The following is a 20,461-nucleotide window of genomic DNA, read 5'->3' on the forward strand; positions in this document are numbered from 1 at the left end:
TGGCGGGCCTGGCCGGGCTTCCGGTGACAGAACGACTGGTCAGACTGCCCGATCCACGTCGTTGCCGCGGGGTACGTCACCCGTTCGTGAGCGTGCTGGTGATCGCGGCGTGCGCGGTCCTGGCCGGCGCCCGCTACCTCCTGGTCGTCAAGGACAACCAGCCGACCCTGTTCAAGACCCTGCGCTCACTGCCCTGGAAGCACGTCACCGCCCGCCACGCGGACCGCGATGCCGGGCACGGACGGCGCGAGCTGCGGGTCGTGAAGGCTCTGACGGTCACCGGCCTCGACGTGGACTTCCCCGGTGTCGTCCAGGCCGCACGGATTATGCGATTTCGCACCGACGCCACCACCGGCCGGCTCACCCGCAGGACCGTCTACGCCATCACCGACCTGACCTCGAAGGAAGCCTCCCCGCAGCGGCTCGGCACTGGCCCGCTCCCACTGGGGCATCGAGAACAGACTCCACTTCGTCCGAGACGTGACCTTCGCCGAGGACACCTCCCGCATCCGCACCGGACGCGGCCCGGAGAACATGGCCACCTGGCGCAACCATGCGATCAGCACCCTCCGCCGGGCCGGACACCGCAACATCGCCGCCGCCCTCCGCCACCTCTCCTACAGGCCCCACACCCGACCTCTCGACCTCATCGGCCTGCTCTGACAGCAGGCTCACAAGATCACGCGACTTTGCAACAGCCCTGTTCCCGTACGTCTCTCAGCGGGTCCGTGGACGGGGTTCCGGGGTGGCTTCGGTGAGTTCCGGCTCCAGGCCGTCGCTCACCGGGGTACGGCTCCGTCCGGCGTCGACGCGCCAGGCCTCGAAGGCCCAGGCGGTGAGGGCGACGACGGTCAGGCCCAGCAGCCAGCCGCCCAGGACGTCGCTGAACCAGTGCACGCCGAGGGCGACTCGGGTGAAGCCGGTCCCGAGGACGCAGAGCAGGGCGACGCACCAGCCCGCGATACGCCAGGCCCGTGGCAGCAGGGGTGCCAGGACCAGCATGAAGATGGCGAAGGAGGTCGTCGCCGTCATCGCATGACCGGACGGGAAGGAGTAGCCCGGGGCGTGCGCCACCGGGTCCTGCAGCACGGGCCTGGCCCGGCCGACCACGGACTTGACGAGCAGTCCGACGAGCCCGCCGGCCACGGCGGTGACCGCTGCCCAGGCCGCCAGGCGCCAGGCGCGGCAGTACACCAGCCACGCGGTCAGCAGCGCGACGGCCGCGCGCAGCGTCACGGGGTCCCAGATCCGGTCGGAGAGCAGGTGCAGCACGGCCGTCCACTCCCGGTGGCGCATGGCGTACCGGTGCAGGTCCTGCGCGGCGGAGGCGTCCAGGTGCGACAGGGGCCGCCACTGGCCCTCGACCAGCGTCAGGAGCAGTCCGAAGGCGACCGCGGCCACAGCGGCGACGCCGGCGGCGGCCAGCAGCCGCGCGCCGAACCTGCGGTCGGCCTGCCGGCGGCGTTCACGGCGTGCTCGGCGGTCGCGGAAGAGTCGCAGGGCGGTCAGGTCGTGCATGTCAGACTCCGGGATCGGCTTGGATCGGGCCGGGGAGGCGGCCGCGCGCCGCCTCCAGCTGCGCGGCGAAGGCCAGCCCGAGGAAGAGGGCGATGGACGTCAGGTAGGCCCACAGCAGCAGGGACATGAAGGCGCTCAGGGGGCCGTAGACGGTGTCGAACGAGCCGCTGAGGTCCAGGTAGAGGCTGAGCAGCCAGGTCAGTGTCATCCACAGCACCAGGTAGACGGCCGCGCCGAAGGCGAGCCAGGTGTAGCCGGGCTGTTTGCGGCGCGGAGAGCGGCGGAAGATGACGCTGGCGGACAGGAGCGCGAGCAGCAGCCCGAAGGGCCAGCGCAGGACGTCCCAGGCGGCCCGGGTGCTGTCGTGCAGGCGGTAGACGTCCACCGCCGCCGAGGCGAGGGCGTCGCCGGCGATCATCGCGATGAATCCGAGGCCGAGTGGGAACCCCGCGCCGATGGACATCAGCAGGCCGCGCAGGTACTTGAGGTGGAAGGGGCGGTCGCGTTCGTTGCCGTAGATGCGGTTGGCGCCCCGCTCGATCTGGCACATGGCGGTGGTGACGTTGACGAGGGAGAAGGCGGCGCCGAGCCAGAGGGCGAGGGCGGCGCCGTCGCCGGCCGTGCGCTGGCTGCGGTCGAGGGCGTCGTCGACCACGTGGGCGCTGGGGCCCTGGGCGATCCGGTGGATGGTCAGTTCGGCCAGTCTGCCGATGTTCTCGGTGTGCAGGGCGGTCGACAGGCCGACGAAGGCGATGGCCAGCGGGATGACGGACAGCACCGTCTGCAGGGCGAGGGCGCGGGAGTGCGTGAAGCCGTCGGCGTAGCGGAAGCGGAGGAACGCGTCCCGCAGCAGGGACCAGCCGCCGTAGCGGCGCAAGGCCGCCCACGCCTCGTCGCCGGACAGCTCCTCCCCGCTCATGTCCTGTGTCTCGGGGACCTTCGTCGCGGTGCCCATCTCACTGCTCCCGCGCCGGCAGCAGCACGGTCAGGGCGCCCGGCCCGACCTCGGCGGTCAGGTGCCGGCCGGCGGTCACCGGATCGCCGTCCAGCTCGCGGGGCAGCTCGCTGTCGAAGGTGAACTCCGCGCGGCGGAAGGTGAAGAACTCCACCGGTGCGCCGCCCTCGCCGCCCTCCCGTGAGGCCGTCGTGCCGCCGCGCAGCAGCGTCCACAGCGCGGACAGCCAGCCGCCGATGCCGCGGGGGTCCAGGATCAGCAGGTCCAGCCGTCCGTCGTCGGCCCGGGCGTCGGGCAGCAGGGTCACTCCGCCCTGGACGGTGCCGATGTTGCCGACCAGCACCATGCGGGCCGTGCGGCGCAGGGCGGGCGCGCCGTCGAGACGGACGCTCACCCCCGTGCGCGGGGTGCGCAGTTCACGCAGGACGGCGAGCACGTAGGTGGGCCAGCCGAGGACGGCCTTGGCGCGGTCGTTGGCGTTGGCCCGCCGCATCGTCGCGGCGTCGAGGCCGGCACCGGCCATGGCGGCGAAGTGCGTGGGGGGCAGGCCGTCGCCCTCGATACGGCCGAGGTCGACGCGGTGGGCGGTGCCGCGCAGCGCGGCGTCGAGGGCGTCGGCCGGTGCGAGCGGCAGACCGAGGTTGCGGGCCAGGAGGTTGCCGGTCCCGCAGGGCACCAGGGCGAGCGGGACGTCGGTGCCCGCGAGGGATTCGGCGGCCGCGCGGAGGGTGCCGTCGCCGCCGCAGACCACGACGAGAGTCGCGCCGTCGCGGACCGCGCCGGCCGTCTGGCCGCCTCCGGGATCCTCGGCGGTCGTCTCGACGAACACCGGTGCGGTGCGGCCGTGGTGTTCCAGGACGCGGCGCAGGGCGTCGCGGCCGGCCTCGTCGGTGACCGTGGGGTTGAAGATCACGGCGGTGCGGCCGGGGGCCACGGGCCGGGACGGGCCGGCCGTGGGCGTGGACGCGGGCGCGGGGGGAGCGGCGACCGCGCCGTCCGCGAGCAGTGCGCGCCGTGCTATCAGCAGGGACAGGGTTCCGTTGACGAGGCCGCCCATGACGTCGGTGGGGTGGTGCATGCCCCGGTAGAGGCGGGCGAGGCCCACCAGAAGGGGCAGGACGCAGAGCAGGCAGGCCACGACGGTCCGCCACGGGCCGCGCAGCCGGGACAGCGCCAGCAGCGCCAGGCCGCCGTAGATGGCGGTGGCCGCGCCGGTGTGACCGGAAGTGTAACTGGACGTGGGCAGGGAGCCGTCGAGGCGGTCCACCTCGGGGCGGTGGCGGTCGACCGCGAAGGTGATGACCAGGAAGACCAGCGACTGCAGGGATACGGCGACGGCGAGGAACACAGCCTGCCGCCACATCGGCAGCCGCGGTATCAGGATCAGCCCCAGGCAGCTCGCCAGGGTGACGCCGATGACCGTCCCGGTGTTGCCTCCTTGCGAGGCGACAAAGGACAGGGCGGTGAGCGTACCGGTGCGCAGGCGCACGAAGGCCTCGTTCACCCGGTCCTCGGCCGTGAGCGGCCACAGGTGGCGAACTGGGCCGGTGATCAGCAGCCCGAGGCCCACCATGAGGGCGGTCTGACAGACGGTCAGCGCCGCGATCCACCGCACGGACCAGCCGATGCCGCGCGGCATCGCGGGACGGCTCCGGGCGACGGCTCCGGGTCCTTCGCCGGGTCCGGAGCCTGGCAGTTCGGCGGTGAGCTCGGCTGGTCCCCCCGGCTCGGCGGGTCTCTCCGGCACGGCAGTCGACATCGGGTACCCCTCTTGGCTCGGCGCTTGGCGACGCGTTCGCCGGTGGCTGTCCTCCCCGGCACACCGCCGTATGCCCGCTCTGCCGAGAAGCAGACTCGCACCAGCGTGTAGCGGGCCTCGGACGACAGGTGGTACTCGGGGAACTCCAGGGCGGCACCGGCGCCGACGGCCGGCTCACGCACCCGTAGCCGGTGCCACGTTCCTCCAGCGCGGTTCGCAGCGTCGGGTTGCCGCCGTAGACCTCGTCCCCGGCAACCCAGGCGGCCCGGTGCCCGGCGTCCAGCAACCGGGCGTCATGCGAGCGGCCAACTCCGGCTTGGTCGCGAACCCTGTCTCCTCGCCAAGCCCGGCGGCCCGGCAGCGGTCGGAGTCGGAGGTGCAGGAGCGCGGAACGTACAGTTCCCGGTCCACCGCGGCGTACCTGCGCCGCCCCGCGTAGACCAGGTAGACAGCAACCTGGGCGTTCTCGATCCTGCCCGCAGTGCCGGTGTATTGGCGCTGCACGCCGACCGTGCCGGCGCCCTTCTTCACATCGCCGGTCTCGTCGACCACCAGAACTGCTTAGACGCCGTTTCATTTGGTGAGGCGACGGTGGCAGATGAGGGCTGCGGCTATGCCGACGAAGGCGAGGAAGTGTTCGGCCTTGCGCTCGTAGCGGCGGTGGAGGCGACGGCAGCCGGCGAGCCAGGACACGGTCCGCGTGACAGTGGCCCTGCGGCACGGACGGGCTCAGACCGGGGTCGGGATCTGTGGGATGTCCGTACGCCAGGGCGGCATCGCTGTGGCGGAGCCTCAGGGGCAACGCCTTGACTCGGCATCCAGCGCCTCGATGCGGTTCACTCCGGGCCCCAAGTCAGCCTTAACTCACGCGTCCAGCCGCGATTGACTCAACTGCAGCGTACGCACGATGAGGTTCGAACTCTTGATCTGCAGGAACGAGACAGAAGGGCTCTTATTGGCTATACGGACAATGACGAGCAGGGTGCGGTTTGCCTTGGTTCGACTCGAAGTTGCGGGAGATGAGACGACCGCTCATGGGCTGTGGCGGGCGGGGTGTGTCGCGCCTGCACAAGCGGCAGTTCGGCCTACGCCCGACGCTTCATCGGTATCGTGCTGGATGCACAACTGACCCACGGGGAAGCAGACATGAAATCCCCTGGATGGTGCGGGCACCCTCCCACCAGTTGCAGCCCTTCAGGCTTGAGCAGGCATCGGGAGGCGGCAGCGCGTGCGGGCGGGTGGCTCCTGGTCGGGTGGGCTTCGGCGTCAGGGGTTGTTCCCGGCTGTGCGTGGGGGTTGCTCATGGGGAGCTTCCATGCCGGCGAGGCGCTGCCGTACTCGTTCTGCGTCTTCCGTGCGTCCGAGCCGCTCCAGCACTTCGGCGAGCGTCATCAGCGACGCCGCGGCAAGACCGGAGAACGCCGCGGGTTGTACCGTGGCCAGCCGGGTGAACAGTTCCGATGCCTCCCGCGCCGCCGCAAGCGTCCCGGGAAGCAGCTGCTCCCCGTCAGTCCCCAGACTTGCCAGGTACAGAAGCAGTCGGGCGATGTCGGGCTCGTGGTCGGAGCGGCTGTCCCGGGCCAGGAGGCGGTGGATGTCGAGTGCCTGTTCCAGTGCGGTCGCGGCTTCCGCTGACCGCCTCGTCTCGCTCAGGCTGACGCCGAGTCTGGCCAGCGCCGTGGCTTCGCGGGGCCGGTCGCCGAGAGCGTGGAAGAGGCCGGCGGCTCGAGTCAAGGGGGCGATGGCCTCCTCGAACCGCTGCACCTCGGCGAGGACTCCGCCCAGATTGCCCAGTGTCGTGGCCTCGCCGTGCTGGTCGCCGACGGCACGGAAGCGATCGCCGGCCCAGACATACGCGTTGACAGCCACGTGGGGCTGTCCCACTCCGTGCAGGGCGCTGCCGAGATTGGCCAGGGCCATGGCTTCGCTGTGCCGGTCGCCGCTGTCACGGTGCAGCTCCGCGGCGCGCGTGAGGGCACCAAGAGCCTCCTCGAAGCGCTGCGCCTCGGCCAGAGCGCTGCCGAGGCTGGTCAGCGTCGTGGCTTCGCCCCTCTGGTCACCGAGGCTTCGGAAGAGGCCGACGGCCCGGGAGTGAGTGTCGACGGCCTCCTGCAGCCGCCCCACCGCAGTCAGGCTGAGCCCGAGACTGGCCAGGGCCCTGGCTTCGCCGCCGCGGTCGTCGAGGGCTTGGAAGTGACCGGCGGCTCGAGTCAAGGGGGCGATGGCCTCGTCCATCCGCAGCGTCTCGTGCAAGGCGCTGCCCAGGCTGGTCAGCGCCGTGGCTTCGCCGGAGCGGTCACCGAGGCTCTGGAAGAGGCTGGCGGCCCGGATGAGGGGGTCGGTGGATTCTTCGAACCGGCCCGCCGCGTACAGCATGCTGCCGAGGGCGCCCAGTGTCGTGGCTTCGCCGCCGCGGTCGTCGAGGGCCCGGAAGAGACCGGCGGCCCGAGTGAGAGTGGTGAGGGCTTCCTCCAACCGCCCTGCCTCGTACAGGACGCTGCCCAGATGGCCTCGTGCCAGGGCTTCGCCGGTTGGGCTGTCGACGGCTTTGTAGAGTTCGGCGGCCAGGGTGTGGGCGTAGACGGCGTCCTGTGAGCGCTCCACCTCGGCCAGGCTGAGGCCGAGATTGTCCAGCGCCAGAGCTTCGCGGTACCGGTCGCCGAGCTCGTGCTGCGTGTGGGCCGCGCGCGTGTGGGCGTCGATGGCCTCCTCGAACCGCCTCATCCTGTGCAGGGCCCTGCCGCGGCCGTCCAACGCCGTGGCTTCTCCGTGCCGGTCGCCGAAGCCCTGATACAGCTCGATGGCGCGGGTGTGTGCGTCGACGGCCTCCTCGCACCGCTCTGCCTCGGTGAGGCTGAGACCGAGGTTGATCAGCGCGGCGGCTTCGCCGTGCTGGTTGCCGAGGTCCTGGTGGAGTTCGATGGCGCGGGTGTGGGCGTCGATGGCCTCCCGCAGGCGCCCCGCCGCCTGCAGGGCGCCGCCGAGATTGTCCAGGGCCGTGGCTTCCTCGTGCGGGTCGCCGAGGTCGTGGAAGAGATCGACGGCCCGGGTGAGAGAGTCGATGGCTTCCTCCGACCGCCCGGACCCGTTCAGGGTGCTGCCGAGGTTGCCCAGCGCCATGGCCTGGCGGTGCTGGTCGCCCCGGTCCTGGTGAAGTTCGATGGCGTGGGTGTAGGCGTCGATGGCCTCCTCGAATCGCCGCGCCTCGGTCAGGGCGCTGCCGCGATTGGTCAGTGCCGTCGCCTCGCCGTTGCCGTCGTGCAGGGCGTGGTAGAGGTCGGTGGCCTGGGTGTGGGCGTCGATGGCCTCGTCGAACCGCCGTGTCTTCCGCAGGGCGAGGCCGAGATTGTTGAGGGCCGTGGCCTCGCCCTGCCTGTCGCCGACTGTGCGGAAGAGAGTGAGTCCGACGTTGGTGATGGTGATCCAGTCTTCGAAGCGGCGGCGGTGGTTGAGGTACCGGGCGAGCGTGATGACGAGATGGGCGGTGATGTGCGGGTGGCCGAGCGCCGGGGCGGCCGTCGCTGTGGCGATGAGCCCGGCGTGTTCGGCATCCAGCCATTGCAGAGCGTCGTCACGGTTGCGGAAGCGAGGGGAGCGAGGGCGGTCCGGCAGGGAGGTCAGATGGGTGTCGGCAGCATCCGCGTCGTCCAGGTAGAGGCTGAACAGGCGGGCCTGGGCCCTGTGGCGCTGGTCGGCGTCGTCGTGGGTGCGGCCCTGCTCGTCGGCGTACAGGCGTACCAGGGCGTGCATGCCCCAGCGCCGCCCCCACGGCTGCCGGTGCTCCACCAGGTGCGCCCGGGCGAGATCCGTGAGGAGTCTTTTGACCTGGGGGGAGTCGGTGTCGGCGAGGCGGGCTGCGGCTTCGGTGGAGAGGTCGGGGCCGGGGTTGAGCGGCAGCAGCCGGAACAGCCGGGAGTGGATCTCGTCCAGGCAGTGATACGAGAGGTCGAAAGCGGCGCGGACGGCGCGCTCTTCCCTTTGCAGCTCGTCCAGCCTGGAGTGCTCGGCCTGGAGAGCCTCGGCGATGTCGGTGAGGGGGCGGGCCGGGGCGTCGGCGAGGAGGGCACCAACGATGCGCAGGGCCAGCGGAAGCCCGGCGCAGAGCCGGGCGATGTTCCGGGCCGCCTGCGGAGCGTCGGCGACACGGGTGTCGTCGGCGCCGAGGGCGTGGTGCAGCACCTGGGCGAGGAGGTCGATGGCGTGGGACTCGCCGAGGATGCCGAGGTCGAGGAGCCGGGCGCCGAGGTCGAGGGTGTGACGAGAGGTGACCAGGGCGGCGTTGAATCCGTCGACGGGCAGCAGAGGCCGGGCCTGATCGGCGCTGGAGGCGTTGTCGACGATCACGAGGACGCGCTGGCCCTGCCGGGCGAACGCGGAGAGCGTGGTGCGGTACAGGCTCTGCAGACTCTCCAGCCCTTCGGGGATGTACTTGTCGGGGATGTTCAAGGCGCGCAGCCAGCTCGTCAGCACGGTTTCGGCAGACACACGGAGCGTGGGGTCGTAGCCGTTCAAGTCGGTGAAGAGCATTCCGCCGGAGAACCAGTCCGGTCGTCGCAGCGCCTGGGCGGCGGCCTGGGCCACGAGTTCGGTCTTGCCGATTCCGGCGAGTCCCGAGACCGAGCGGACCAACACCGGCTGCTGCCCTTCCGCGCCGCCGGGTTGCAGGGTGCCGAGCAGATCGTCGAGCGCGTTGTCGCGACCGGTGAACACCGGGGAGAGATCCGGGAGTCCGGCCAGTGCTGTGGGGTCCCGCGGCGGCAGGGTGAGCCTGACGTAGGTGTCCTCGAAAGGCACGTTGACGACGATGCCGCCGGTGACCGTGTGGGGGGAGCCGTCTGCGGACCCGGCGTTCTGGGGGATGGGGAACTCCCGCAGGAGGGCGATCACGGCACGGGCCGCGTTCTGAGCGGCCAGCGGCTGGGAGCCCGCGGCGTCCCGCTCGTGCTTGTACGCATCGGCCTTGTCGCTGATGCCACGGATGATCAGGACGTCCAACTCGCCCGTGAGCTGGGCGGCCTGCAGGACACCCGTGCCTTCCATCTCGATGGCGACGGCGTCGTTGTAGTGCTCGTGAAGGTGGCGGGCGATCGCGGAGGCGGCGTCGGCGAGGACGACGTCACCGACGGCGATCGGCTTGAAATGCGCGTGGCCGCGCAGGGCGTGCCGCGCGGCCTGTTCCAGGCGATGGGAGGTGCGCCAGGCTTCGGGCCTGACGAGGAAGCCCTGCGGGCTCTGCTTGCCGCCGTGGATGCCGTACACCTTCGTGGCGACCACGACGTCCCCGACCGCGATGTCGTCTTTGAGCCCGCCCGCGACTCCGACGAAGAGCAGAGCCTGGGGCCGCAGCCAGGTGTGGAAGCGTTCGGTGAGGGCGGCGGCCGTCAGGGTGCCCTCGCCGATCTCGGCGAGGGCGACGTACCAGGGGGTCCCGGCGAGTCGGCCACGCTCGGCCCGCGTACCGGACGGGTGCACGAGCGGCTCGACATCGGTGAGATGGGAGCGCACGGCCGCGTACTCCACCGACAGCGCCGTCAGGATCACCACGACAGGCCCCTGCCGCCCGCCCGCCCCCAACGCCGCCGGAGGGCTGTCCGGCTGTGCCCGGGTCACCGGGCCTCGCCTGCCGGCGCGAGGGTGCCGAGGACCGGTCGCGGCCCCAGGCCGAGGCGGATTCCTGCCGCACTTCCCGCGCCCGCCACCGATGCCAACTCGTCGCTGGGCAACGCCCAGTGCCCGGCCCGCTCATCCAACCCGCCCCGTAACCGTCTCACGAACAGGCATATTGCCGGACGCTCCAGGCCTGAACCGTGGAAAGCCTTGAACGATCAACGGAGTCCGAGGTTCGTCCTCGGTCATCAGCAGCGGGCGCCAGGGGCATACCCCACCCCGCCCCTTTTCCTCCCCGCCGTCGGTGGTTACCTATACGCTCCGGTCATGATCAGGATCTCTTGGGCTCTGATAGCCGACCACGTGGACGAGTGGACGGGGACCGACCTGGACCAGGGCACAGCCATCCTCGAAGCAAAGGTGGGGGCCGTGGTCGACACGAGCGGCATGAAACCGGAAACCATGCAGCACTGGAGGAAAGAGTTCCTTGCTCCCGTAGTCGAGTCTCTGCGCACGGAAGGATTTGCCGCTCTCGGTCGGGGCGAGTCGTGGAGTAAAGCGGCCGGACCGTTCCTTGCCTGCGCATCCCGGGTTGACTGAGCGGGGCCAGGCGCCCCGAGTTGGAAGAAGACATCCATCCATGGGGCGGGGAGCACCTAGATATCCGCCTCGCTTACCCAGCTGCAGCCGTGAGTCCGGATCGCTCAGGCTGGCGACGGCAGTCGGGGAGGGCACCGGCTCGGGGCTCCGTACCCGCTCCAGGTGAGCGAGTGCCTTCGCCAGTCGTGCCCGCTGGCGGACGAGGACCGTCGTGTTCTCCATGGGCACGGGCGGCCGGCCATTGGCAGCCCGGCGGACCGCTGCCCGGTCGGCCTCGGTCCGGGCCCGGTACTTCTTCAGTTTCTCCTGATAGGCGGCCGTCTCGGCGGCCAGCCGCTTCTCCGCGCGAGCCATGATGTGCTCGGCGGCCTCGCCCTTGATCCTGATCTCGTTGTCGGAGGGCAGGGCCCGCTGATGGAGCCGGTCCCGGGCCGTGCGGGCCCGAACAAGCAGAACACACAGACGTGACAGCCTCGGCCAGTCGTCACGAGGCGGCTCGCCCTCGACGTCCGTGGGGCCGCCAGTCTCGACGCGCCGGGCATGGTCACGTGCGTTGTCCATGAGCGCGCTGATCTCCTCATCGCACCGGCCGATAACGTCTCGAGACGCGACAACTGCTTGTTGGAGTCACGGGAGGCGTTCGCGTTCATTGGCGAGCCGTCCACCACGACCGCCGACAGATCGACCAGCCCCCGACTGCCGCACAGGGCCAACGGCCTGTCAGGCGACGAGCCGGTCTTCACGGCCGGTGTCGAGGCTGAAAATCTCCGGACCACCGCACCTGCCCGGCCTCCCGCCCCGCACACGGAAGCCCCGCCCAGCGCGCCACCGCCGAAGCAGTGGCCGCGCGGCTATGCGAGGCCGCCGGTGACGTCAACGGGTCACCTCGGCGGCATGTGGCGAGGTTTGCTGAACCGGTTGCTGCCACCCTGCTCTCTCCGATAGAACGCAAAGCGCACATATCACTGCTCTGCTCCCGGCCGACGTGGGTGACGTGCTCAAGGTGTTGCCTCGGACGGGTGTTCCCTCCGATGACGCCGCTCCATGCCTGACCGCGTGTGACCTAGAGGGGAGTGCCACCGGGTTGGCAACAAGCAAGGGTAAGAAGACATGGTTCGGCCTTGCCGCGCTGGCAGTCGTACTGCTGCTCCTGCTGCTGGGGTCGTGCGACGACGACTGTGAGGACGAAGAAGGAACGACGCCTGGGGCGGCGATGCCCAGAGTGACGGTCACCGCTACCGCCACGGCCGCGCCGAGGCCGGTGGGGAGCCAGGTCGGAGAGGCGGTCGACGATGTCCTTGAGCGAGTGGCGCAGACCGGCCTGAGCGTCGGCGTGCACGACGCCAGCGATCAGGACGAGAAGCCGAGCGACGACTGGACGGTGTGCTTCGAGAAGGCCACCTTGAGCAAGGTCGAGTTCGCAGCGGTGCCGCCGAAGGCGCCGTGTCCGAGTGCGGACGGCAGGCGCATCCCCTGGCCGAAGATGCCCGATGTGAAGGGCATCGCGTACGGCAAGGCGGTGCAGATGCTGGCTGACGGCGCTGGCGGCGTCGTGCTCGAGACGGCTTATCAGGATGAAGTCGCCTACGACCAGGACAACGAGTCCGGTGACTATGCAGACTGGAGGGTCTGCTTCCAGAGCATCGCCGCCGGACGGTCGCTCACCTACGAACCGGAGGTCATTCTCCATGCCGTCCAGGAGGGGGAAGCCTGTCCGTCGGTCAAAGGGCTGTACAAGGACCCTACAAACGACCCCGCCTACGTCGAACCTGTCCCTGGCTCCGACTACGACCCCGACGCCGGATCATCCGGCGATGGCGGGAGCAGCGATGGGGGGAGCGGAAGCGACAACGACGACTACTCGCCAGGTGAGAAGGGGGGATGCCCACCGGGCGGCTGCTATAACCCCTGTCCCCCTGGCGGCTGCCGGTGACGTCCCGGGCAGGCCGTGTCGTCTGAGTCTTCATAGGTACGGGCGTTGTGCAACCCCGCATTCGCTCGCAGCGGCGGCCGGTCCGTCCGGCCGGTCCTGGCTGCAGAGGGCAGAATTCTGCGAACAGGACCCGGCCTGCTGGAACGAAATCAGCTTCGCACGGTGCGGCTTGTCCGGCAGGAGTTTTCATTGGCACGTGGACTGTCCGCGGCCACGGCACTGCTCTGCTTGCCGTGCTGTGGCCTCTCGCTGTCCCGCAGCGCCGCGCTGCGCCGTCACCTCGGGGTTTGCCGCTGCCGCGCCTGGCTGATCCGCGGGTGATCCGCGTGGACGGTTTCGCTCGGCGCCGCCGCAACCGCTACGGCACGATCATCGCCGGTGCCGAGACCGGAAGGGCGTCGGGGTCGTGGCCGGTCGAGAGGCTGCCACGCTGGAGACTTGGCCGAGTGCCACTGAACGAGACGGTACCGCGCAGCTTCAGCCGTTCATCCTTGGTATCGGCGGACGGCGACGCCTGAAAAAGCGTATGTTCAACGGACAACTGGCTCTGGGCCGTGAAACATCGGACATGAACGGGCCCAGCCTTGTGCACCCGTGAGGGGTGCTGTTGGAAAAGGAGGCGCATGCGCGCCCAGGAGATCACCTTCCTCAAGCTCGTCCAGGGGGACAAGCAGTTCCAGGTGCCCCTTTATCAGCGCACGTACAGCTGGGGCAAGGCTCAGCTGGAGCGGTTGTGGGAGGACATCGGGGAACTCGTCGACCAGCACCTGGCCGGCGAGCAGGCCGCGCCGCACTTCCTCGGCTCCGTGGTGCTCGCACCCGGACAGATCCAGGCGGGCGGGGTGCAGCGGTGGCTGGTGGTGGACGGACAGCAGCGGCTGACCACGCTGATGCTGGCCTTCACGGCGCTGCGCGATCACCTCAAGGAGACGGGTGACGTGCGCGGGGCGGACCGGGTGCACCGCCAGATACTGATCAACGAGTTCCACGAGGGTGCGGACCATTATCGGCTGCTGCCCACGCAGGCGGACAGGGACGCGTACACCGCCTGCGTCCAGTCCCGGGCCGATGCCGGCGGGAGCGACAACATCGGGACTGCCTACCGGTTCTTCCGCGGTGCGCTCGCGCAGGGCCATGAGACGGGCGACGCGCGGTGGGCTGCCACGGTCGAGACCGTTCTGAAGGACCTGCTCTCCATCGTGGAGATCACCGCAGAGCCGGGCGACAACGTGTACCGGATCTTCGAGTCGATCAACAACACGGGCGTCGGGCTCAGCCAGAGCGATCTGTTGCGCAACTACGTGTTCATGCTGCTGCCCAGGCGAGGCGAGCGGATCTACCAGGAACTGTGGCTGCCCATGCAGCAGAGCCTCGGCCCGAGGAACCTCGAACTCCTGGTCTGGCTCGACCTGGTGGTACGCGGCCACTACAAGACCAAGCAGAGCGAGATCTACCGCGAGCAGCAGAAGCGACTCCAGCCGCTGGCCGGCGACGAGGACGCGTTGCAGCGCGAGGTGGAGCAACTGGCGGAGCGGGCAGGGAGGTTCCTGCGCATCGTCGAGCCCGCCCGCGAGCACACGCCAGCCCTTCGCGCGGTCTTGGAGCGTCTGGCTGCCTGGGGCGGCCAGACGCACTACCCGCTCGCCTTGCATCTGCTGGACCTTCTCGCGGCGGGCAGGACGACGCCGGACGACGCAGCGCAGGCACTGGGCCACGTCGAGTCCTATCTGGTCCGACGCCTGATCTGCCAGACCCCGACGACCGGCCTCAACCGCATCTTCATGGAAGCGCCGAAAGAGCTCGAGACCGACCGACCGGCCGCCGAGGCGGTGAGACGGTTCCTGTCCGGCCGACGGCGGCGTTGGCCGAGCGACAAGGAACTCCGCGAGGCGGTCCGCACCAAACCGTTCTACTGGTCCGGGCGCCCGCCGCAGCGCCGCTACATCCTGCGCCGCCTGGAGGAGAGCTACCGCGCCTCCGAGCCCGTGGACTTCGCCAAAGCGTCGCTCAGCGTGGAGCACGTCCTGCCGCAACGCCCCGCTCCCGCGTGGTTCGACCTGCTCGCCGAGGAGACGGAGCCGAACCAGACTCCACAGGAACTGCACGACCTGCTGGTGCACACACTCGGCAACCTGACGCTGAGCGGTGACAACGCCAAGCTGTCCAACCACCCCTTCGAACGCAAGCAGCAGATCCTCGACGCCAGCGCCCTGCGCATGAACCTCGAGATCTCCGCGGCACCGCGCTGGGGCAAAGCGCAGATCCTGGAACGCGCCGACCGTCTGGCCGACCGCGCTACGGAGCTGTGGCCCGGCCCGGTCGGCGGGGTCCGGCCGACCGGTGAGGAATCATCGGGCTGGGTCGAGCTGCGGGCGGCCCTGGTAGCGATGCCGAGCGGCACCTGGACCACGTACGGCGATGTCGCGGAGCTGATTGGCAGTCACCCGGTGCCCGTGGGGGCCTATCTGGGTGCCAACACGAGTGTGATCGGCGCCTACCGGGTGCTCACCGTGGAAGGAAGGATCTCCCCCTCGTTCCGCTGGGGTGACGGCGATGACCGGCTACCGCCGCAGGACCTGCTGGCGAGCGAGGGAGTGCGCTTCGACTCCCTCGGGCGGGCCCACCCTTCCCGGCGCCTGTCGGCCGCCGAGCTGGCCACCTTGCTGGGCAGGGACGTGACGCAGCCAGCCGCTCACGACCCGCTGCCCGAGGGGGAGGACGCGGCGGCGGCCGAGCGGTTCCGTGCGCAGTTGCGGGACAACTGGCCGGATGCGTACACCGGAGTCGTGGCGGCCCTCGACTTCTGGCGCCGCCAGGGAGGCCATGTGACCTACGGCCGTCACGAGGAGACGAGCTGCTTCCCCACGCTGGACCTCGGGGCCGGCCGCAAGCCGCGCCTGCTGTGGCCGGTCGGGATCTATCCCGTCAGCGGGACGGTCGAAGTGGTCTTCCAGTACCTGAAGACCCGCAGCCCCTTCGACGACACCGAACAGCGCCGGGAGCTCCTGAACCGCCTGAACAAGATCGACGGCATCGACCTGCCCGAGGCGAAGCTGGAGCTGCGCCCGTCCTTAGTGGGCCACGACGGCACGGCCGTCCGCGACCTGCTCGCCCTCGACCCGGCGGCACACGCGGACCTCACGAACCCGATGGCGATTGCCCTGCTGGTCCAGGGGCTCTCGGACGTCGGAGCGAGCCGGGACCTGACGAGGCTGCTCGAAAGGGGTCCCGCCGCGCACGCCGACATGAACGACGCCGAAGGCGTGGACCGCCTGCTGCGCGTGCTGCGGAACGTGGGCGCCGAAGACGTGGCCGAGGCGTTGGCCGAGCGCGCGTGGGAGGCGGGCATCGCGCTCCCTGCCCGCATGCTCCCGTACGGGTGCGGCCCCGACGGCCGTCCGGCGCCGCCCTGGACCTGGGACGACCTCCAGCCCGTCGCCTGACCACGCCCACCGAGCCTCCGTGGCGGGATGCGCGATGCTGGCCGCGTCGATGAGACCGAGGCCATTGTCCTGGCCGGTCCCGACGCGGACGTTTCCCCGTGTCCGGCGCAACCGTCGCACTCGGTGGCACAACAACGCTCATCGTTGCGGAGGCTGGCGACGGTCCTGCGGTCAGCGGAGTGTGGAATGTCCAGCGTCCCCGGATGTACGCCGAGCTCTTCGGTCACCTCCGGGATTGGCTTTCCCCGTCTCCGTCACGATCCGTACCACCCCCTCGCGGAACTCCGCGCTCATTCTGGATCGCAGTGCAGTCTCAGCTGTCCACCCCGGCTTCCCGCTTGCGTCGGCGCAGCACGTGGTCGCTGAAGAGGTGTCGGCTCCGGTCAAGCAGTTCCCCCACCTTCGCGTCGCCTCGCTGCCCGTCCGGCGAGGGACTCCAGCGCTGCACTGATTGCGCGGCCCAGGTGCGTAGCTTCATATCCGGGTCCTCGAACAGACCGACCGCCGCCCGTAGTGCCACGATGCCGCCGCGTGCGTCGAGCAGCCGGAATGCGCTGACGCGGACGTGCCGTGGCCACTTGGCGCTGGTGCGCTCCAGTAGCCAGTCGGCGGGCAGTTCCGTGGCCGAGGGCAGCAGGGCGGTGGCGGTCTCGCGGACGACTCCCGCGGCAGGGTCGTCGAGGAGCGGCCGCAACTGTTTCGCATCCGCGCAGTTCAGTGTCCGCAACGCTGCTACCGCTCGCGCCCGCACCCCGGCTGCCGGGTGCGCGAGCAGAGGCCGTAGCAGCTCGGAGTCCGCGTGGTTCCCGCACTCGGCCAGCCCGATGACCGCGCCGGGCGGCAACTCGGGGTCGTCTGGTGCCGTGCACCGCTCCCGGTACCAGGCCGACGGGTCACCTCCCTGCTGTCGTACGACATACCGGGCGCAGGCGCGTACGAGCGCGGAACGGTCGCTGAGAAACGGTTCCGCCTGCTTCGATCGCCCCGCCCGTCTCAGCGCGGTGACGCCGGCCGAACGGGTACGCGGGTTGCGTGCGGACAGCAGTGGAGGCAGCACACCCTCGTAGTCATCCTCATCCCCCAGAGCAGTGAGCGCCGCTGTGGCACACAGGTCCTGGACCACGGTGTCCTGGTCCCCGGCGGCCGCGCGGGCCAGCTGGGCGGGACGGAGCAGCCGGCCTTCGATGGCCAGCCGGTACGCGAACCGCCGGACGGCGCGGTCGGGGTTGGCGAAGAGAACAGCGAGCTGTCCGGGAGATGCCTGGCTCAGGATCTGGCCGAGCACATCGACGCCGAAGGCACCTCTGTCGCGGCGGCAGACGCGGAGGATGAGCGGCGCGAGGTCGAGGGCAGAGTCCACGTTCAGGGCCTCGCGCAGCAACTGCCGGGCATGCTCGCGCACTGGGCCGACCCAATCGGCGCAACGGATTACGACCAACGGCAGCAGACCGGGGTATCGGACCGACTGGCGCACCGCTTCCTGACGGATCCGCCCGTCACGGTGGCAGAGGGCGAGTGCGAGCCGAGACTCGCCGAGCTGAGTCAGGTCGGCGGGCAGTGGGGCGGAGCGTTTCCACCCGGGCAGGAACTGCGTCCGGTCCCAGGCCACTTCACGCACTCCTGCGTCCAGCGCGAGCCAGGCAGCAGGGTCGGCGACATCCAGCGTGCTTCGAAGCGGCGCGCCTTCCGCAAGCCGCGTCGCTGCCGCTGTCCCGTCCTCGATGTCCTCAGTCATTCCCGCCCCTCCAGCAGTCGTACCAGGTGATCGTAGGGGCGGGGGTCGCATAGGGCGCGTGAAATATGGCTCGTGGTCGGCGAGGGCCGCTGCTCGGCAGCCTGCCCGCCAGAAGTCGAACGCGATGACATCGCCCCTGCTTCGCTTGCCGATGGTGACACCTATCACGCTTCGGCTCACTTGTGATGGCGGACGTCCCGGGCCCGACACTGCCACGGAAGAGCTTTCGCTTCCTGCAGCTCCCACCGGATCCCCTCGAGCTGGCGGCGGAGTTTCGTGTAGATGTCTGCTCACGGGGCCGCAAACGCGGAGTTGGGCCCCTCCCTTTCCGGGAAGGGCCCAACGCGCGTGCTCAGCCGATGGATATGCGTTTCGCCCAGTAGCTGTTGGGCGGGACGATTTCTGTTCCTGCCCCGGCCAGGGCGGTGTGGCTGCCGCTCCCTACACGGGAACGGTCTCCTCGGGTGCCACCGCGTACCGCCAGTCCTTCACGTTCGACTGGCTCGGCAACCGCGCCACGATGACCGAGCCGGACCCGGCGGACCCGGCGAAGGACGTCAAGTCCACCTACACGTACGGCGAGACGGTCACTGGCAACGGCGTGAACCCGTCCTACACCTACCAGCCGCACACGATGAGGAAGGTCACCACCTACCCAGTCGGCAAGGGTGGCGGCGAGTACCTCTACGACGAAACAGGCAACACCACCGAACGCCGGGTCGGCGGCACCACCCAGAGCCTCACCTGGAACCACGAAGGCCGCCTCGACACCGCCGGGGCCCTGCATACGGCAGCGGGGCCGATCAAGGGCCTGGCCGACAAGTGCATCGACGTCCAGGGCGGCCAGACCGCTGACGGCACTCCCATCCAGCTCTACACCTGCAACAACAGCGGCGGCCAGCAGTGGGAGCGCACCGGAGACGTCCTGAAGTCTCTGGGCAAGTGCGCCACCGTCAACGGAACCCAGGTCCAGCTCAGCACCTGCACCAGCGGCAACGCAGCCCAGACATTCGTCCTGCGCACCGGCGACAGGTCGCTCTACAACCCGAGCACGGGCCTGTGCCTGACCGTTCCCGGCGCCAATTCCGCAGACGGCACGGACCTGCAAGTCGCCGCGTGCGCCGGTACCACGGCCCAGCAATGGACCCCGGCAGGCACGACCATCTACATCTACGACGCGGCGGGCAACCGCCTGCTCGAACGCTCCGACGCGGGCTCAGTTCTCTACCTTGGCGAGACGGAACTCACCACGAACGCGGCGGGCGCCATCAGTCGATCCACACGTACCTATGCTCACCTCGGCGCCCCCACAGTCGTCCGCTCGACGAGTAATGGCTCAACGACGGGCCACAAGCTGAACGCGATGATCGCCGACCACCTTGGCACGGCGAACACCACCGTCGAACTGTCGGGCACCCAGCCGGTCACCCGCCGTTCCTTCAAGCCACACGGCGACCTCCGCGGGCCCAAGCCGTCCGCCTGGCCCGACAAGCGCAGCTACCTCGGTGTCGGCATCGACGACGTGGCCAGCAGTCTCACGCACATTGGGGCGCGCGAGTACGACCCAACAACCGGACGCTTCATCTCGGTGGATCCGATCATGGACATCGCGGACGCGATCCAGATGAACGGGTATGCGTACGCCAATAACAGTCCGGTTAGCCTGAGCGACCCAACAGGTCTATGTCCGTTCATTGACTGTCCTACCCGTGCCACACCGGATTCACAGAACAGGACCCCCACCCAACCAGCTTCGCCTGGGTCAGCGACGCCCTCGGCTAACTCTCAGGCGGCGGCTGCAGGGAATGCCAAGCCCTCGCCTGAATTTCTGAAGAAGCACTACGAGGTCTATCCAGGAGTTTTCGTTGACCGCAGATGGCAGAACGCCTCGAGATTTTCCAGCAGATCTACAAAGAAATCCGCAACTGGTGTCGGGGATTCGGTGACGACTGCCTTTCTGACACCGTAGATGAGGACTTTGCCGACAGGGAACTCAGGCATCTCGTTGTCCTCGCCTGTATGCACCTTGGAAGAGACAGCGGTTGCGGCGGCCATGTTCCGAGTTTCACGCATGCTGTGGCGAATCTGGCTGTTCTCACCGGCGGCGTTGGGGAAGGGCCGGGTGGTCCGTCCCTCGGCGGGAGCCCTCGAAGCAAGTCGTCGATCGGTCGAGGGGGGACTGTACCCAGTGCTTCCTTGCGGGTACTGATGTCCTGATGGCCGACGGTAAGACCAAAGACATCGAAGATGTGAAAGTCGGGGACGAGGTTCTCGCCACAGATCCTGAAACAGGGGAATCTGGGTCATGAGTTGTGACTCGTCTAATCATCACCGAGAACGACAGACAGTTCAACGAGATCTCCGTCAAGACGCAAGAGGGCGAACGAAGGCTCACCGCCATGTACGAGCACCCCTTCTGGGTCCCAGAGCTCGGCCAGTGGGTGGAGGCGAAGTCACTTAGATCTGGCATGCATCTCCGTACGCCGGACGGGACATCAGTCCCCATCACGTCAAACCGGCCGTTCGGCAGGCGGGCCCGGACGTACAACCTCACTGTGGACGACCTGCACACGTACTATGTGCTGGCGGGCGACGCGCCTGTGTTGGTCCATAATTCCAACAGCTTTCTAACTCCGCTTGGTGCGCAAGTCCAGAAAGTGATCAATTACTTCGACAAAACCGGGCGCACGCCGGCTGGAGTGATGAAGGGAGGGAAGAAGGGCTATCAGAGGGGTGAATTCACCAATGATGCGGGAAAGCTACCCAAAAGGAAGGCTGGCTATTACACCGAGTCTGACGTGTGGCCGACTGGTGGCGTCAATAGAGGGGTGCAGCGATTGGTCTTCGGGGAGAGGGGTGAAGTGTATTATTCCGGAGATCATTACAAGACTTTTTATCGAGTAAGGTGATG

The 20,461-nt window shown here is 69.2% G+C and carries 11 protein-coding genes and 3 pseudogenes; 7 read left to right on the plus strand and 7 right to left on the minus strand.

What is annotated here, in order from left to right; translation table 11 throughout:
- Positions 1-480: 480 nt before the first annotated feature.
- Entirely contained in the window at positions 481-663 is a 183-nt protein-coding gene (locus ACFYR0_RS27775) for a hypothetical protein (RefSeq protein ID WP_389333654.1), read from the plus strand.
- Positions 664-717: 54 nt separating this feature from the next.
- On the opposite strand, the gene ACFYR0_RS27780 is transcribed toward ACFYR0_RS27775, so the two are convergent.
- From ACFYR0_RS27780 to ACFYR0_RS27805, 6 genes and pseudogenes are all read right to left on the minus strand, one after another.
- Positions 718-1,518, minus strand: a complete 801-nt coding sequence (locus tag ACFYR0_RS27780) for a phosphatase PAP2 family protein (RefSeq protein ID WP_389333657.1) — start codon at positions 1,516-1,518, stop codon at positions 718-720.
- A 1-nt stretch (position 1,519) separates the two neighbouring features.
- On the minus strand, positions 1,520-2,473 hold the full coding sequence (locus ACFYR0_RS27785) for a YihY/virulence factor BrkB family protein (protein ID WP_389333660.1): 954 nt from the start codon (positions 2,471-2,473) through the stop codon (positions 1,520-1,522).
- A 1-nt stretch (position 2,474) separates the two neighbouring features.
- On the minus strand, positions 2,475-4,232 hold the full coding sequence (locus tag ACFYR0_RS27790; RefSeq protein WP_389333663.1) for a diacylglycerol kinase family protein: 1,758 nt from the start codon (positions 4,230-4,232) through the stop codon (positions 2,475-2,477).
- A gap of 184 nt (positions 4,233-4,416) precedes the next feature.
- Positions 4,417-4,793: pseudogene (locus ACFYR0_RS27795) on the minus strand (transposase); the annotation flags it as partial.
- Positions 4,794-4,805: 12 nt separating this feature from the next.
- Positions 4,806-4,946: pseudogene (locus ACFYR0_RS27800) on the minus strand (IS5/IS1182 family transposase); the annotation flags it as partial.
- 552 nt (positions 4,947-5,498) lie between these two features.
- Positions 5,499-9,776: a tetratricopeptide repeat protein gene (locus ACFYR0_RS27805; RefSeq protein WP_389333666.1), complete on the minus strand. Its 4,278-nt coding sequence runs from the start codon at positions 9,774-9,776 to the stop codon at positions 5,499-5,501.
- A 390-nt stretch (positions 9,777-10,166) separates the two neighbouring features.
- On the opposite strand from ACFYR0_RS27805, the gene ACFYR0_RS27810 reads away from it, so the two are divergent.
- The 3 genes from ACFYR0_RS27810 to ACFYR0_RS27820 all read left to right on the plus strand — a co-directional run bounded on the left by ACFYR0_RS27810 (position 10,167) and on the right by ACFYR0_RS27820 (position 15,815).
- Positions 10,167-10,439: a hypothetical protein gene (locus tag ACFYR0_RS27810; protein WP_389333669.1), complete on the plus strand. Its 273-nt coding sequence runs from the start codon at positions 10,167-10,169 to the stop codon at positions 10,437-10,439.
- A 985-nt stretch (positions 10,440-11,424) separates the two neighbouring features.
- The gene (locus ACFYR0_RS27815) at positions 11,425-12,372 is read left to right on the plus strand and encodes a hypothetical protein (RefSeq protein ID WP_389333671.1); all 948 of its coding nucleotides are present in this window, start codon (positions 11,425-11,427) and stop codon (positions 12,370-12,372) included.
- A gap of 623 nt (positions 12,373-12,995) precedes the next feature.
- Positions 12,996-15,815 carry a DUF262 domain-containing protein gene (locus ACFYR0_RS27820; RefSeq protein ID WP_389333674.1) on the plus strand — a complete coding sequence of 940 codons (2,820 nt, stop codon included), beginning with the start codon at positions 12,996-12,998 and terminating at the stop codon, positions 15,813-15,815.
- Positions 15,816-16,128: 313 nt separating this feature from the next.
- Here the strand turns inward: ACFYR0_RS27820 and ACFYR0_RS27825 are convergent, their stop codons facing one another.
- On the minus strand, positions 16,129-17,550 hold the full coding sequence (locus ACFYR0_RS27825; RefSeq protein ID WP_389333677.1) for a hypothetical protein: 1,422 nt from the start codon (positions 17,548-17,550) through the stop codon (positions 16,129-16,131).
- Positions 17,551-17,980: 430 nt separating this feature from the next.
- Here ACFYR0_RS27825 and ACFYR0_RS27830 point away from each other — a divergent pair.
- From ACFYR0_RS27830 to ACFYR0_RS27840, 3 genes and pseudogenes are all read left to right on the plus strand, one after another.
- A pseudogene (locus ACFYR0_RS27830) lies at positions 17,981-19,519 on the plus strand (ricin-type beta-trefoil lectin domain protein); the annotation flags it as partial.
- Between the two features lie 247 nt (positions 19,520-19,766).
- Positions 19,767-19,859, plus strand: a complete 93-nt coding sequence (locus ACFYR0_RS27835; protein WP_389333680.1) for a hypothetical protein — start codon at positions 19,767-19,769, stop codon at positions 19,857-19,859.
- 90 nt (positions 19,860-19,949) lie between these two features.
- Positions 19,950-20,459 (plus strand): ribonuclease domain-containing protein, encoded by a 510-nt coding sequence (locus ACFYR0_RS27840; protein ID WP_389333682.1) that lies wholly within the window; start codon positions 19,950-19,952, stop codon positions 20,457-20,459.
- Positions 20,460-20,461: the final 2 nt, after the last annotated feature.

It is taken from the genome of Streptomyces sp. NPDC005017, assembly GCF_042873115.1.
Taxonomy (GTDB): domain Bacteria; phylum Actinomycetota; class Actinomycetes; order Streptomycetales; family Streptomycetaceae; genus Streptomyces.

Coding starts and splice junctions, on each gene's coding strand:
- ACFYR0_RS27785 (WP_389333660.1), bottom strand. CDS start 2,473: ATGGGCACCGCGACGAAGGTCCCCGAGACACAGGACATGAGCGGGGAG.
- ACFYR0_RS27840 (WP_389333682.1), top strand. CDS start 19,950: ATGTACGAGCACCCCTTCTGGGTCCCAGAGCTCGGCCAGTGGGTGGAG.
- ACFYR0_RS27790 (WP_389333663.1), bottom strand. CDS start 4,232: ATGTCGACTGCCGTGCCGGAGAGACCCGCCGAGCCGGGGGGACCAGCC.
- ACFYR0_RS27810 (WP_389333669.1), top strand. CDS start 10,167: ATGATCAGGATCTCTTGGGCTCTGATAGCCGACCACGTGGACGAGTGG.
- ACFYR0_RS27835 (WP_389333680.1), top strand. CDS start 19,767: ATGGCCGACGGTAAGACCAAAGACATCGAAGATGTGAAAGTCGGGGAC.
- ACFYR0_RS27820 (WP_389333674.1), top strand. CDS start 12,996: ATGCGCGCCCAGGAGATCACCTTCCTCAAGCTCGTCCAGGGGGACAAG.
- ACFYR0_RS27825 (WP_389333677.1), bottom strand. CDS start 17,550: ATGACTGAGGACATCGAGGACGGGACAGCGGCAGCGACGCGGCTTGCG.
- ACFYR0_RS27780 (WP_389333657.1), bottom strand. CDS start 1,518: ATGCACGACCTGACCGCCCTGCGACTCTTCCGCGACCGCCGAGCACGC.